The sequence below is a fragment of the Pedobacter sp. GW822-FHT03F06 genome (assembly GCF_058801365.1).
This window is the reverse complement of the sequence record NZ_JBXANE010000010.1, coordinates 142,225-158,067: the sequence shown is the minus strand read 5'-3', so window position 1 is coordinate 158,067 and position 15,843 is coordinate 142,225. Positions and strand designations below refer to the sequence as shown.

Genomic DNA, 15,843 nt, shown 5'->3' with positions numbered 1-15,843 from the left:
TGCGAAGGTTAAGCACAAAAAATTAGAATAGAAACTGAAAAAATATAAACAGATGAAACCATCATGATTTTTCAAACCACGCCTGGGATGAATAAACGGCTCAAGCCTTCTTGAGCACCGTTAAAAACAACTACCTTGGTGAAAAATCTGATCGCTTCAGCACATTAAAATAAACTATAAAAGATGAAACTTGCGCTTTTAGGATACGGTAAAATGGGGCAGATTATCGAGAAATTTGCAGTAGAACGTGGCCACGAAATTGTTTTAAAAATAACGATCGATAACCAGGAAGATTTAACCAGACAAAATTTAAAATCGGCTGATGTAGCCATCGATTTTAGTACGCCTGATTCGGTTCTGAAAAATATTGATGCCTGCTTTGATGCCAATGTGCCTATAGTTGTGGGTACAACAGGCTGGTATGGCAAACTTCAGGAAGTAAAAGATGATTGCAGCAACAGTAACAATACGCTGCTTTATGGGTCTAACTTTAGCATTGGCGTAAATTTATTCTTTAAGCTTAACCAAACTTTGGCCAAGCTGATGAATAACTACCCTGCCTATGAGGTTCAGGTTGAGGAAATACATCATACACAGAAACTGGATGCACCAAGTGGTACAGCCATTACCCTTGCAGAGGGGATTGTCGATAACCTGGATAGAAAACAGGAGTGGTTGAATGAAGTGGTAGGAACTGATGTTGAATTGTTTCCGAAAGCAGAGCAATTGCTGATAGAATCGCATAGGATAGAAAATATTCCAGGAACACACACTGTAATTTACAGTAGTGAGGTGGATGAAATAGAAATTAAACACACTGCGCATAATAGAGCAGGTTTTGCTTTAGGTGCGGTTGTGGCGGCAGAATGGTTGAAAGATAAAAAAGGATTTTTCAGTATTACTGATATTTTTGAATAAAGTCCAAAGCCTAAAGCTGAAAGACCAAAGCACAATATAATTTGTGAAATCACGCAATCAGTGAAATCACATCAAAGGAAGTACAGATAACAGGTAGCCGATTAAATAAATCGCGAAACCAAAAAAAAGATATATGAATTATAAATTCTGGCAGCGAAAAAAAGATGCCCCAAAGAAGAAAAAAACTAAAACCCGTGAGTGGGTTGATGCAATTGTTTTTGCTGTAGTAGCAGCAACCATCATCCGTGTATTTTTTATCGAGGCTTACACCATTCCGTCTGGTTCGATGGAAAGATCTTTGCTTATTGGCGATTTCCTTTTTGTGAGCAAAGTTAATTACGGTGCACGTATCCCGATGACTCCGGTTGCTTTTCCTTTCGCACATCATACTATGCCATTAACCACTTCTACCAAAGCTTATTGGGACGGTGTACAATGGAAATATCACCGTTTACCAGGTTTATCTAAAATTAAGAGAAACGATGTTGTGGTATTCAACTTTCCCGAAGGAGACACGGTTGCGGTAGAAAACCAGGCAGAAAGTTATTATGCACTAGAACGCAGCATGGGCCGGCAGCAGGTGAGAAGCACGTTTACGATAATAGACCGCCCTGTAGATAAACGGGAGAACTTTATTAAAAGATGTATTGGTATTCCGGGCGATGTAATTTCGATGAGCAATGGTATTGCCAATGTAAATGGTAAAAATGAGCCTTTAAAAAACACGGGGATGATGCCATATCGCATCGAGTTTAAAACCATGGATTTTAATTATGCGGCGCTTGATGAGTTTAACTTAAATTTGGGTGGAACACCAGCTATTGCAGATAAGACCTACGTTGTAGATGCATCGCCAGAAATTGCCGATAAATTAAAAACATTTGATTTTGTAAAATCAGTTACCTTAAGTCCAGATCCTGCCGGAGCTGTTCCGGGAGGTGTTTTTCCGAATGATCCCAACAGGGTTTGGAACAGGGATAACTTCGGGCCGATTAAAATCCCTTCAAAAGGATGGACGGTTAAAATCGATAGCAATACCATGCCGCTGTATTACAGGGCTATTAGAACTTACGAAGGAAACAAAGTAGAGCAAAAAGCTGGTGTTTGGTATATTAATGATAAAATAGCTACTACTTATACTTTTAAAATGGACTACTATTGGATGATGGGTGATAACCGCCACAATTCGGCTGATTCGCGCTATTGGGGGTTTGTGCCCGAAGACCATATTGTAGGCAAAGCTTTATTTGTTTGGATGAGCTGGGATAGTACAGCATCTTTCTTGCATAAAATAAGATGGAGCAGGTTGTTTATGGGGATCCATTAATAAAATATAATTCTTTAAAAAGGGCGGATAATCGAAGATTATTCGCCCTTTTTGTTTATAGCCAATTGATAATTAACTTTTAAAAAAAATTAAAAAGTATTATGATGTTTTAAAAATATTTTTTAAGTTTGATCTGTAATCAAATATCATGTCTGTAATTGTAGAGAAAAATCAGCGTCTAAGGGCTGGTATTATTAAGCATTTATACTATAAGAAATCGCTATCACTTACAGATTTGAGTAAGCTGACGCAAAAGAGTTTGCCTTTGGTTACCACTGTGGTTAATAATTTGATAGCTGAAGGCTATATCATAGAAGAGGGTTTTGCACCATCAACAGGTGGCAGAAGGGCTGCAATGTTCTTGATCAATCCAAATTTGAAAAAATACATTGTAGCCATCGCCATGGATCAGCTAACATCGAGGTTAACCATTTACAACCTTTCTAGAACAATGGTTACGCCAATTCGGACTTTAGAGTTTGAGCTGTCATCAAAAGAAAGTGATATTGGCGACCTTGTAAATTTTATCAACACCAGTATCGATCAATCTGAAATCAACAGAACAGATATTTTAGGGGTTGGTATTGGTATGCCAGGCTTTGTTAATGCCGATGAAGGAATTAACCACTCTTTTCTTAAAGTTAAAGAAGGAACAACCTTACAAAATTATCTTTCTTCTGAAATCAATTTACCTGTGTATATAGATAATGATTCTAGTCTGATTGCGCTGGCCGAATTAAATTTCGGAGAAGCTGTTAATTTAAAAGATGTAATGGTGGTTAATATTGGCTGGGGAACAGGTTTGGGAATAATTGTAAACGGCAAATTATACCGCGGCAGTAGTGGCAGTGCCGGTGAGTTTAGTCACATTCCGCTTTCAGACAGCGACAATTTGTGTTCTTGCGGCAGAAGAGGCTGTTTAGAGGTTGATACTTCCTTATTGGTAATGGCTAGGCGGGCAGAAGAAGCAATAGCCGGAGGTGCTGAATCGAGCATGAAAAAACTGTTTAAAGACAAAAGTAAACACCCTGCAGATCATTTCTTGCATGCTGTAAGCCAGCAAGACCCTGTGGCCATATCAGTATTAGCTAAAGCTATTTTTCAATTGGGCAAAGGAGTAGCCACATTAATCCATCTTTTAAACCCTCAGTGTATTGTTTTAAGTGGAAGAGGGGCTAAGGCAGGTAAAATGCTTTTGCCGCCAATCCAACAAGCTATCCATGAGTTTTGTATTCCGCGAATAGCAGAACAAACCGAAATAAAGCTCTCTACCCTAACGGATGAAGCTGAATTATTGGCCGCTGGGAGTTTAACAGTAGAATATAATCAATTTGACTAAAGAAATTCTTAAACATAAAACCAATGTATATGCAAAAATAAAAATCAACTTACCAAGTCTCGCACTACCTTAACTAATCTTAAACTAAACTAAACTAAGAAATTATGAAAAAAACGTACTTAAGGTGCTTAAGTATGCTGTTGTTATGTTTATTTACAATAACAACTTATGCACAGAAGAATATTACCGGTACGGTAAAAGACGCTTCAGGGGCTCTTCCTGGCGTAAGCGTTTCTGTTAAAGGAACATCCAGAGCAACACAGACCGATGCATCTGGTAAATTTTCAATAAATGTACAACCTAATGATGTACTGGTATTTACCGCTGTAGGTTTCCGTAGAAATGAAGTAACAATTGGTGAACAAAGTACACTAAACATAACATTAATTGAAGATGCAAATGCATTAAGTGAAGTTGTTGTAACGGCACTAGGTGTTAAAAGAGAAGCCAAATCTTTGGGATATGCGGTAAGCACCATTTCTTCAAAGGAGATTACACAAGCGGGTGCTACGAACTTTGCGGGTGCCATGTATGGAAAAGCTCCTGGTGTTCGTATTTCATCGGCAACGGGCGGCGCCACAAGTGGGGTTAATATTAACATTCGTGGTGTAAATTCAATAACCAATAAAACTCAACCTCTTATCGTATTGGATGGAGTTCCGATTCGTGACGGAGAGTACAATAACAATGATTATTGGGGAGATCAACGTATGCGTGGTAATGGTTTGTTAGATATTAACAATGAGGATATCGAAACTATATCTATTCTTAAGGGTGCTTCTGCAGCAGCTTTATACGGATCAGAAGCTGTTAATGGTGTTGTTTTAATCACCACTAAAAGTGGTAAAGGTGGTAAAGGATTTAGTGTAGATTTCAATGCAAATTATTCTCAGGATAAGGTGGCTTATTTGCCAAGATATCAAAACGTTAGAGGGCCAGGTACTCAACCATGGTTAACAACAGTAGTTACGGCTGCTGATGGTTTTGTTTATCAAGATTTAGATAAAAATGGAACTGCAGAAACCAGAGGCGTTGGTGCTTTTACACTAAACTTTGGCCCTGTTTTCGATGGTAAGCCAACGCTAACTTGGGATGGGCAGATTAGACCTTACGAGGCTCAGACAGATAATTTTTCTAAATTTTTTCAGACAGCAAATAATTCGAATGTTAATGTGGCTATTTCTCACGCTACAGATAATTCAAATATTCGCTTCTCATTAACCCGTCAGGATAATGAAGGTGTAAGTTACGGTGCAAAAAATGAGAAGAACATCGCTAATTTAAATAGTACCATTAAATTAGGCAACAAAGTAACAACTGATGTGGTGGTAAATTACATCAATCAGTATACACATAATCGTCCGTTTATGATTGATAGGATGATCAATAATTTTACGGGTATGATTAGCCGTTTTGATAATCCAGATTGGTACTATGCTAAATATAAAACCAGTTTGGGCTATAAATATGTAACGGATCAAAATCAGAGTTTGACCCCCGGCGAGAATATTATTTATCCGGGCTTCAAAGCTGATGTTGCCGATTATATCTGGAATGTTAGAGAAAATACCGAGAATGAATATAGTGATCGTATAATTGGTAGCTTAACTAATACCTGGTCTATTATTGATGATTTAAAACTTAGAGTTAGAGCTTCTGCTGATGTAACTTCTCAAAAAAGAGAGAATATGAACCCGAATGAAAGACCTCTTGAATTCGGAAACTCAGGATCCTTTGCATTCACGAATTACCAAGGTAAAATTATGTATGGAGATGCGTTATTAACCTACTCTAAAAAATTAACTAAGGATTTGAATATGTCGGTTTTAGGAGGTTATACGGCGACGCGAGAAACTTATACATCTTTACAACGAGAAACTACTACTGGTTTAAGTGTTAGAAATTGGTATGATCTAAATGCTTCTGTAGATAGAGCTGGATTTAATCAAGGCTTAAATTATAGACAAAGATTAGTTAAAGATGCACTTTTGGGAACCATGAATTTCAACTTCAGAGATTATTTCTTTGTAGAAGGTACGGTTCGTCGCGATAGAACATCAACAATGAATCCGAACAAGAATAGTTTTGTTTATCCATCAGTAAACTCAGGATTTGTGTTTTCTGAAGCATTTAAATTACCAGAGGCAGTTAGCTATGGTAAGTTAAGAGCATCATGGGGAATTGTGGGTAATTACCCAGGCATTTATGTAGCCAACGTGGCTTATAACCAACAATCCCTTGGTGCGCAGGGTGGTGCAAGTGTTTTGTACACTACTATTCCAGGATCATACGGAAATGAATTTATCGAACCAGAGCGTAAAAATGAGTATGAACTAGGTTTGGAAATGAGGTTTCTAAAGGGACGTGTAGGATTTGATGTTTCCTATTATAATGGCCAAATTAAAAATCAAATTTTACCACTTACCTTACCATCAACTTCAGGTGCCACCTCAATTTTGGCTAACGTAGGTACCCTAAGAAACCAAGGTATCGAAGTAGCGTTAACAGGTTCGCCAATAAAAAGTTCAACTTTTAACTGGAATACCATCATTAACTTTTCTAGCAACAAGAACGTTGTTGAAGCCTTGGCTAATGGAGCTACTGAATTGTTACATGCAGACTATGATGGTAATGCAGCACAGTTAAAATCTTTTGTCGGTCAGCCAATGGGAGATATTATGGTACACCCGGTTGCAAAAAATGCAGCTGGTCAAATGATTGTTAATGATAATGGATTGTATAAGCTTGATGAAGTAAATATGATCAAAGCAGGTAATGCAATGCCCAAAATGGTAGGTGGTTTCATTAATAACTTTAGCTACAAGAACTTCTCATTAGATGTTGTAATGGATTTTCGCTTTGGCGGACACGTAATGCCAACCGGTATTAACTGGATGATTAGCCGTGGTTTGCTTGAGGAAAGTTTAAATTACATGGACGCGGCTAGTGGTGGTTTAAGCTACTATCGTGATGCAAGTGGAAAGGGAATCCAAACAAGTGCCAGTACAGGCCCTAATGGTGAACGGGTATATCATGATGGTATGCTTATGGATGGTGCTACAGCTGATGGTAAAACCAATACAAATGTAATATCTCAAGCTTATTATTATACTCAAACTTACAATTGGGGAGGTCCGCAATACAGCTATTCAAGATATGAATTGTATGTTAAGAAGAACAACTACATCAAAATGCGGGAAATCAACTTAGGATTTAAACTTCCGGTTAGGTTTGCTAAAACAATTGGTGCTAAAAATGTACAGATATCGGCATTCGGGCGTAACCTGTTTTTTGTATACAGAACTATCAAAGATCTGGATCCGGAACAAATGACATCAGGATCAAGATGGACACAGACCATTAACAACGCCGGATCAAATCCTGCAACCAGAACCTATGGTTTAATGCTTAGAGCTGGATTTTAACTGATTGTTAATTGCTAAATAAAACTAAAATGAAAAAGACATTATCATTTATAACTACGGCAGCAATTGCAATGACATTTGCTAGCTCGTGTAAAAAATCAAGCTTCGAGGAAGCTTACAGGGATCCAAGTAAAGTAGTTACCTCATCAGTTGATAAGCAGTTTGCAGGCATGATTTATACAAATAGGGAATACGTTGTGCCTTCGTATTGGAACTATTTTGTAATTCAAAGAACAACAGTTCATGTTTACAATCAGGTTACTGGTTTTACTAATGCCATTGGTCAATATGTTCCAGGTGCAGCCAGTATTACAGATAGGTGGAATAACTATTATAATTTTCTTGCGCAGTATAAGGAATTTATGAAAATCTACAATGCGAGCACACCTGCAGAACAGGCGATTAACAGAATTTATATGTTGGCAGCAACTATTTACTTCTACGATCATTCGCAAAAAGTGGTTGATTTACATGGTGATATTCCTTGGGCTGAAGCAGGAATGCTGAGTTCAAACGGAGGAGATTACAGTGCATCATATGCTAAATATCAAAACGCTGATGATATTTATACCACTATGCTCGACAATTTAAAGGCCTATTCTGATGAGTTATCAACACTTACAATTGCAGCAAGTATTTCTGATAAATTTAAAGCGCAGGATTTAATCAATAAAGGAGATGTTACTTTATGGAAGAAATATTGTAACTCCCTTCGATTGCGTATGTTGACACGTGTTTCCGGAACTACTAAATTCAGTACAAGGGCAACGCAAGAGATTGCAGCAATCATTGCCAATCCTGCAAAATATCCCTTGGTTCTAACCAATACTGATAATATTGCACTTAAAGTTTATGATCTGGGCACTGATATAAATGCTAAAGGTTTCAGAACTGGTTTGGAGGATTGGAATGGAAATATTGCCGGTAAAAAAATGATTGATATGATGAACACCACTGCAGATCCGAGATTGAGGGCAATGTTTGAGCCTGGTGCAAGTGCTGCTGGTGTTTATGTGGGTTTAGATCCTTTGGCAAATGCAACAACGCAGACAGCTGATATCGCAGCAGGTAAATTAGCCATTTACAATAGATCTACATTAAGTCGAAACGAGTTTTTCCCTGGCTTGTTAATCACATCAGCTGAAGTGAATTATCTTTTGGCAGAATATTATTTGAAAGCTGGTAACGATGGAGCTGCAAAAACTGCTTATGAGACAGGTGTAAAGGAATCTGTTAACTATTATTATTGGCTAAGAACTTTTAGTAAAGATAACACAGCCGGTACATTAACACCAACTTCGGATGCAGAGATTAACCTTTATATTGCTAAACCTACCGTAATTTGGCTTGGAACAAACGCAGCTAAATTGAATTTAATAGCAACACAAAAATGGATTCATTACAGTGTGGTAGAACCAATTGAAGGTTGGGCTGAATTGCGCCGCTTAGATTTACCGGCTTTAAGCTTTTCACCTGATAATTCTAGTCCGCAAACAGCTCCACCTGTTAGATGGATTTATCCCTCAAGTGAAATTTCTTATAACACCACTAACTATCAGGCTGTGGCCTCAAAAGATAAATTAACGACCAAATTGTTTTGGGATATTAATTAAATTATAGCAAGTTTAAACAATTTTCTAATCCCAGCTCTTTCAAAAAGGGCTGGGATTTAAATTAAATAAATTATGAAAAACTTCTTTAAACCGCTCGTACTTTTTTCGTTCCTTGTAAATACTGCACTTGCCCAGCAAAACGATATTATGCCGCAATCCGAGATTTACGAATGGCCCAAAGATGAAGCAGTAAAAAAGAAATTAGAACACTGGCAAGATCAAAAGTTTGGGATGATTATCCACTGGGGCTTATATGCTGTTCCAGGGATTATCGAATCCTGGTCAATCTGTTCTGAAGACTGGATTGATAGAGACAGTACGATAAAGTACGAAGATTATAAAAAATGGTATTGGGGCCTAAATGAAAAATTTAACCCAACAAAATTCAGCCCTGAGCAATGGGCCAAAGCTGGTAAAAGTGCAGGAATGAAATATCTGGTGTTTACCACCAAACATCACGATGGCTTTGCCATGTTCGATACCAAACAATCTGATTTTAGCATTGCAAAAGGTCCTTTTTCAACCAATGCTAAAAAAGACGTAGCCAAATATGTGTTCGATGCTTTCCGTAAGGAAAATTTTATGATCGGTGCTTATTTCTCTAAACCCGATTGGCATTCTCAATACTATTGGTGGGACAAATATGCCACCGCAGATAGAAATAACAATTACGACATCAGAAAGAATCAGTGGCGGTGGAATATGTTCAAAAGTTATACTCAGAACCAGATTGGCGAGTTAATGAACAATTACGGAAGCATTGATATTTTATGGTTAGATGGCGGATGGGTTCGTCCCAGGGCTAGTGTAAATAAAGAAGTACTTTCTTGGGGTGCACCTATTCCAGAGTGGAGTCAGGATATCGATATGCCTAAAATTGCCGCTGATGCCAGAAAAGCACAACCTGGTTTAATTGTGGTAGATAGAACGGTACATGGCCAGTTTGAAAACTACCAAACCCCTGAACAGAAAATCCCTGAAAATCAGTTAAATTATCCATGGGAAAGCTGCATGACTTTAGGTGGAGCCTGGGGTTTTGTACCCAACGATCAGTACAAATCGGCAGGCGAAGTGGTTCATAAGTTAGTAGAAATAGTAGCCAAAGGCGGAAGCTTGCTTTTAGGCATTGGTCCTAAAGCTGATGGAACGCTCCCTGATCATGTGATTACAAGATTGGATGAAATTGGTAAGTGGACGAGTAAAAATGGTGTTGCCCTATACGGAACAAGGATTACTAAAAACTACCATGATGGACAGAACTGGTTTACGCAAAGTAAAGATGGTAAAACTATTTATGGCATCAGTTTAATTGGCAGTACCCCAAGCAAAGAAATTTCATGGCAAGGGAGTATGCCTAAAAAAGGAAGTCTCATCACTATTTTAAGTACCAATCAAAAGGTAAAATGGACATTGAAAGATGGCAAGGTACACTTCGATTTTCCTAAAACAGAGGAGAAAATAGCTTTAACTTTTTCTTTTACACCCGAAACTAATTAGCAATGCAGAAACCAAGAAGATATCTATACTTATTTCCTGCCTTGTTTTTCTGCAGTGGCCTTTTTGCTCAAGTTAAAAATGGACAATCTTTACCCTATAAAAATCCAAAATTAAGTATCGATTTGAGGGTAAAAGACCTCATTTCGAGAATGACACCGGAAGAGAAATTCTGGCAGTTATTTATGATCCCAGGTGATGTTACACCTGAAAATAAGACACAATTTAAAAATGGGATTTTCGGTTTGCAAGTGAGTGCAGCCGCACAGGGAAGTGGCAATGCACAACAAATGTTGATCTATAATACCTCAGAAGACGGACTTTCTCTGGCTAAAAAGGTAAATAAAATTCAAAAATATTTTGTTGAGGAAACCCGTTTGGGCATCCCGATTATTCCATTTGATGAGGCTTTACACGGTTTGGTTAGGCAGGGTGCTACGGCTTTCCCGCAATCAATTGGTTTGGCTGCAAGTTTCGATACTACCTTAGTGGCTAAAATAGGTACCGCTATTGCCAACGAGGCAAGGGCACGCGGTTTGAGAGATCTTTTGGCACCTGTAATCAATATGGCTACAGATGTAAGATGGGGCAGGGTAGAAGAAACCTATGGAGAAGATCCTTATTTAACAACCGTTCTGGGCCATGCCTTTATGAATGCCATAGAAAGGCAGAATATCATTGTTACCCCAAAACATTTTATTGCTAATGTTGGCGATGGTGGGCGGGATAGCTACCCGATAGAGATGGACAAACATTTTTTAGAAGAAATCCACTTTCCGGCATTTAAAGATGGGGTTAAAAACATAGGTATCCGTTCATTAATGACTTCCTATAACAGTGTTTTTGGTACTCCGGCAACTTCCAATAAATGGCTACTTACCACTAAACTAAAAACAGAATGGGGCTTTAAAGGTTTCGTAATTTCTGATGCAGGTGCAGTTGGCGGGGCCAATGTATTACATTTTACAGCTAAAGATTATAAAGATGCCACAGCGCAATCAATTAACGCGGGCCTTGATGTAATCTTTCAGGTAGATTATAACCATTACAAACTTTTTCTACCTGCATTTTTAGATGGTAGCATTCCAAAAACGAGAATAGATGATGCATTGTCAAGGGTGCTGAAAGCTAAATTCGAACTCGGGCTGTTTGAACATCCTTATGTTGATGAAAGTATCGCCGAAAAGATGTTAAGCGATCAAAGTAACCATAATCTGGCCAAAGAAGCTGCCTTAAAATCTTTCGTGCTCCTCAAAAATGATCAAAACACGCTTCCGTTAAAAAGTGCAAAGCAGATCCTACTGGTAGGGGAAGATGCTGTAGAAGCCAGGTTAGGTGGCTACAGCGGTACCGGAAACAATAAGATAAATATATTGGATGGCTTAAAAAACGCAGTATCCAATAACGTCAAGGTTAATTATGTAAAAGGTAGTAGCCGAGAGCTACAATCTTATATTCCGGTAGATAGCCAGTTTCTTTCTGTTAATCAGAAAGCAGGATTAATGGGAAGCTACTACAAAGGACTTCAATTGTCAGGGAAACCCGTTAAAGAAGTAAATGATAAGGCCGTTAATTTTAGCTGGACATTATACCCGCCAGATGAGCAGCTCCAGCTGGATGATTATTCGGTAAGGTGGACTGGTAAAATTAAGGTGCCACAGAATGCTGATGTTAATATCGGATTGGATGGAAATGATGGTTACCGATTATACCTGGATAACCAATTACTTATCGATAATTGGGACAAAAAATCTTTCAATACGAAGACCGTTCCATTTCATTTCGAGAAAAATAAGGAGTATGCAATTAAGGTCGAATTTTTTGAACCTAAAGGCAATGGTAAAATCAAACTGATCTGGGATTATAATATCAGAAAATCAAACGAAATAGCCGATGCAGTTGCTGCCGCAAAAAATAACGATGCAATTGTATTTGTTGCAGGGATAAAAGAAGGAGAGTTTCTGGACAGGGCAATGCTTAACTTGCCTGGTAATCAAGAAATGTTACTGGAAGAGCTCGCAAAAACCGGGAAACCTATTATTGTGGTATTAACAGGCGGAAGCGCCATTAATATGCAGCCTTGGTTAAATAAAGTAAACGCAGTTTTAAATGTATGGTACCCAGGCGAGGCAGGCGGTAGCGCCATTGCAGATGTACTGCTTGGCAAGGTAAATCCATCAGGTAAACTTCCAATTACCTACCCGGTTGACGAATCGCAATTACCGCTGGTTTACAACCATAAACCTACGGGCAGAGGCGATGATTATAACAACTTAAGCGGAGAACCACTTTTTCCATTTGGATATGGATTAAGTTATACCAACTTTTCTTACAGCAATTTGAAGTTTAGCCGCAAAAGCATTGCTAAAAATGAAACAACTACTGTAAGCTTCGAGCTTAAAAATACCGGCAATTACGATGGTGAAGAAGTAGTACAGTTATACATGAGGCCTTTGTTAAGCAAATTGGCTCAACCTGTTCTTGCACTACGTGCTTTCCAGCGGATACATTTAAAGGTTGGTGAAACAAAGGTAATTTCATTCAAACTGGATAAAGAGGTGCTTCAAACACTCAATATCAATAATGTATGGGAAATAGCTCCGGGGGAGTATAGAATTATGATCGGATCATCAAGCAAAGCACTTTATTTAAAAGATAACTTAACTGTTAAGCCTTAAAAAAATACCTCCTATGGTTGGGTATAAACCATATCAAGTAATTTTGCCGCAGATCTTGGTTAAATCTGCGGCTTTTTATTTTATTCCGTCATTGCGAGGAGGAACGACGAAGCAATCTAAAACGCAATATTATTTTTACAGTATTAAGATTGCTTCGGCTCCTTCATATCCAGCCGCTATGATAATTTCGCGATCTTCGCACTTTTTCTCCGTGCCCTTTGCGGTTAAATGAAACTATTTTAGCTCTTCTATACCCAATTTCACTGCAAGTTCATTCAGGTCCTTTACCACAACATCAATGATCGGAATACCGCTGATTTTCCTTTCCTGCTCAAACTCATGTTCAGGTTCGCCTGGGATGATTACCTTTTTGTCAGGATCGATCGTTTTTGCACTTTTAAAGCGTTCTACCCAATTATCTAAATGGTTTTTGAAGTCTGCAGCCGGCCTGAAGCCATCTACTCGCATAGCGCCTAAAAAGTGGCCAAGTCCTTCGCCGACCGGATTTGCCGATGGTTCTAAGAAAGCTACAAAAGGAGGTACCCAGGGCCCGTAATTGGCGCCAGATAACACCGCTGATAAAATATCAACAGTAGCACTCAGTCCATAACCCTTATGACTGCCATGGTCTTTGTCGCTACCTAAAGGTAAAAGCGAACCACCATTTTTTAATTCGTTCGGATCGGTAGAGTTTTCTCCGCTTTTATCCTGCACCCATCCATCAGGAATACTTTTATTGGCGCGTTGGGCAATTTCCAATTTGCCATTTGCTGCTGCGGCAGTAGCCATATCCACAATTACAGGCGGATATTTTCCGGCCGGGAAAGCGTAACACATCGGGTTGGTACCCAATAAACGTTCGTTAGCATATGTAGGGGCTACCAAAGGGCTTGCATTCGTCATGCTAATGCCAATCATATCTTTTTCTACCGCCATTAAAGCATGGTAACCGGCAATACCGAAGTGATTGGAGTTTTTAACGGATACCCATCCACTACCGTACTTTTCTGCTTTTTCGATGGCAACTTTCATCGCGAAAGGGGCAACCACTAAGCCTAAGCCTGCATCGCCATCAACAGTGGCAGTAGTAGGTGTTTCATGTATAATTTTAATGTCAGGAGTAGCATTTATTCTTTTCTTTTCCCAAAGGCGTACATAACCGCTTAAACGGGCAACGCCATGCGAGTCGATTCCGCGTAAATCTGAGCGGATCAACACATCGGTTGCTAAATTGGCATGTTCATTAGAGCAGCCCATTTTTTTAAAAACGTTATAAGTAAAAGTCCTGAGGTTGGTTTCGGTAAAAGTGATGAAGTTCATTTTATACTATTTGTCGTTAGCCTGTCCCGATTTTACATCGGGATCAGGGTATTTTTTGATAGATGCTGATCCCGAAGCTTAGGGACAGCATGATGAATCTAAAAATAATTTACGGCAATAAAACGGTAAAATCGCCGCCTAATGGTTCAAAGTTTTCTATACATGAGGAAAGAAAATCTTCTCCGTAATTAACATACATAGGGGCAATATTTAAGATTCTTTCTTGCAGTGTTCCATTTGGGAAAAGTCTTTTCTTTACATTGTCGATCTGCAGCAATGCCGTTTCATGTTTCCTTTTCTCTGCGCGGAATAGTTTCTTTTCCAGGTTAGCCAATAAATGGTTGGTTCGCTGTTTTGCCGTATCAGTAGAAACAGAAAGTGTTTTATCTATTTTATAGGCATTTAGTTTAATCTGATCGAAAATGCTGTTAATGGCCCTGGTTTCATCAGCCAAACTCAACAATGCAGTGGTATTCCGCTTTACCCAAATGTTCTTTAGTTCTTCAACGGGCAAGAAAATGTCTTCTAAAGAAAAGCCTAAATGGTATAAATTCTGTGCACTGCGTTTATCAATCAATAAAGCAGAATTACGCAATAGTAAAACCGGGAAATCAACTTTATAAAAGTCGAAATTTGCTTTTAACTGCATCCAATAAGCTACTTCTGCACCGCCACCTATATACGCAATGTTTGGCAAAATCACTTCCTGGTACATGGGCCGCATCACCACATTCGGACTAAAGCGCTCGGGATATGATTCGATTTCGGCTTTTAGTTCCGCTTCCGTAAAACTAATGTCTGTATGATTTACAATGTATTTTCCTTTTTCGAAGATCAAACGCTCACGCAAATTATCGATAAGGTAAAAGAAGTTAATGTCACGGCCGTTTACCTGGGTTTTATAGCCTAAATCCTCCAGGTTTTTCGAACTTTCGTCGATATTTTTTGCACTATTATGCTGAATAACATCTTCGGTAATGATATTCGCGAATTGTTTTTTTAGTTGTGCATCATCAGCATTTACAATCACCAGGCCATATTTCTCGAATAAGTTATTCACCAAAAACCTGGTGGCGTCGGCTAAATTATCGTGTTGCAAATAGGCCTGTTCTACCAATTTGGCAATTCGTTTTCCGTTTTTAGAAATTCCGAGGTATCCCTTATAAGCCGTTACTGCTGCGGCGACGGTTTTGGTGCTTAGTCTTCCGGTAGCACCGTTGGTTTGTTGTATCCAGCTAATGTTCTTTTCATCAACACTTACGTGGTTAATTTCATCAAAATCGTGATCCTCTGTTGCCATCCAATAAACCGGAACAAAGTTTTTATCGGGATGGGCCATTTTTAACTCAATGGCTAAATTAATGGTGGTTACAATTTTGTAAATAAAATAAAGCGGACCGGTAAAAAGGTTCAACTGGTGGCCCGTGGTAACCGTAAAGGTATTCGCTAAGCCTAAAAGTTCTATGTTTTTGGTAACCGATTTATTCGGCTGTAAATGCTGGTATTGATCTTGTAAAACCTGAACTAAAGTTTCTCTGTTCCCTAAGAAATTTCTATGCTCAATTGCTTTGGCCAAGCCCTCCATATCAGGACGATAGCTGTAAAAAGCTTTAAGCTGTTCTTCGTCGTTAATATAATCTAAAACCAGTTTTGAAAATGATCCGGTTTCCTGATATGAGATATATTTTGCCTGCATGATGTGCGAAAGTAATGCAATTTAAGGATAATC

General features: G+C 38.7%; 9 protein-coding genes. 7 read left to right on the top strand and 2 right to left on the bottom strand.

The features are described from left to right. Positions 1 to 183: 183 nt before the first annotated feature. The 7 genes from dapB to AC1RJ8_RS17995 all read left to right on the top strand — a co-directional run bounded on the left by dapB (position 184) and on the right by AC1RJ8_RS17995 (position 12,794). Positions 184 to 918 carry a 4-hydroxy-tetrahydrodipicolinate reductase gene (gene dapB, locus AC1RJ8_RS18025; RefSeq protein ID WP_492954822.1) on the top strand — a complete coding sequence of 245 codons (735 nt, stop codon included), beginning with the start codon at positions 184 to 186 and terminating at the stop codon, positions 916 to 918. A gap of 133 nt (positions 919 to 1,051) precedes the next feature. Next, positions 1,052 to 2,245, top strand: coding sequence for a signal peptidase I (gene lepB / locus AC1RJ8_RS18020; RefSeq protein ID WP_492954823.1), 1,194 nt, complete (start codon positions 1,052 to 1,054; stop codon positions 2,243 to 2,245). 148 nt (positions 2,246 to 2,393) lie between these two features. Further along, entirely contained in the window at positions 2,394 to 3,584 is a 1,191-nt protein-coding gene (locus tag AC1RJ8_RS18015; RefSeq protein ID WP_492954824.1) for an ROK family protein, read from the top strand. 104 nt (positions 3,585 to 3,688) lie between these two features. Continuing rightward, on the top strand, positions 3,689 to 7,009 hold the full coding sequence (locus tag AC1RJ8_RS18010) for a SusC/RagA family TonB-linked outer membrane protein (protein WP_492954825.1): 3,321 nt from the start codon (positions 3,689 to 3,691) through the stop codon (positions 7,007 to 7,009). Positions 7,010 to 7,038: 29 nt separating this feature from the next. Then, positions 7,039 to 8,622 (top strand): SusD/RagB family nutrient-binding outer membrane lipoprotein, encoded by a 1,584-nt coding sequence (locus tag AC1RJ8_RS18005; protein ID WP_492954826.1) that lies wholly within the window; start codon positions 7,039 to 7,041, stop codon positions 8,620 to 8,622. 72 nt (positions 8,623 to 8,694) lie between these two features. Beyond that, entirely contained in the window at positions 8,695 to 10,119 is a 1,425-nt protein-coding gene (locus AC1RJ8_RS18000) for an alpha-L-fucosidase (protein WP_492954827.1), read from the top strand. A 2-nt stretch (positions 10,120 to 10,121) separates the two neighbouring features. Beyond that, positions 10,122 to 12,794, top strand: a complete 2,673-nt coding sequence (locus tag AC1RJ8_RS17995; protein WP_492954828.1) for a glycoside hydrolase family 3 protein — start codon at positions 10,122 to 10,124, stop codon at positions 12,792 to 12,794. Positions 12,795 to 13,028: 234 nt separating this feature from the next. Here AC1RJ8_RS17995 and AC1RJ8_RS17990 read toward each other — a convergent pair whose 3' ends face one another. Next, positions 13,029 to 14,114 carry an Ldh family oxidoreductase gene (locus AC1RJ8_RS17990; RefSeq protein ID WP_492954829.1) on the bottom strand — a complete coding sequence of 362 codons (1,086 nt, stop codon included), beginning with the start codon at positions 14,112 to 14,114 and terminating at the stop codon, positions 13,029 to 13,031. A 109-nt stretch (positions 14,115 to 14,223) separates the two neighbouring features. After that, positions 14,224 to 15,810 carry a bacillithiol biosynthesis cysteine-adding enzyme BshC gene (gene bshC, locus AC1RJ8_RS17985; RefSeq protein ID WP_492954830.1) on the bottom strand — a complete coding sequence of 529 codons (1,587 nt, stop codon included), beginning with the start codon at positions 15,808 to 15,810 and terminating at the stop codon, positions 14,224 to 14,226. Positions 15,811 to 15,843: the final 33 nt, after the last annotated feature.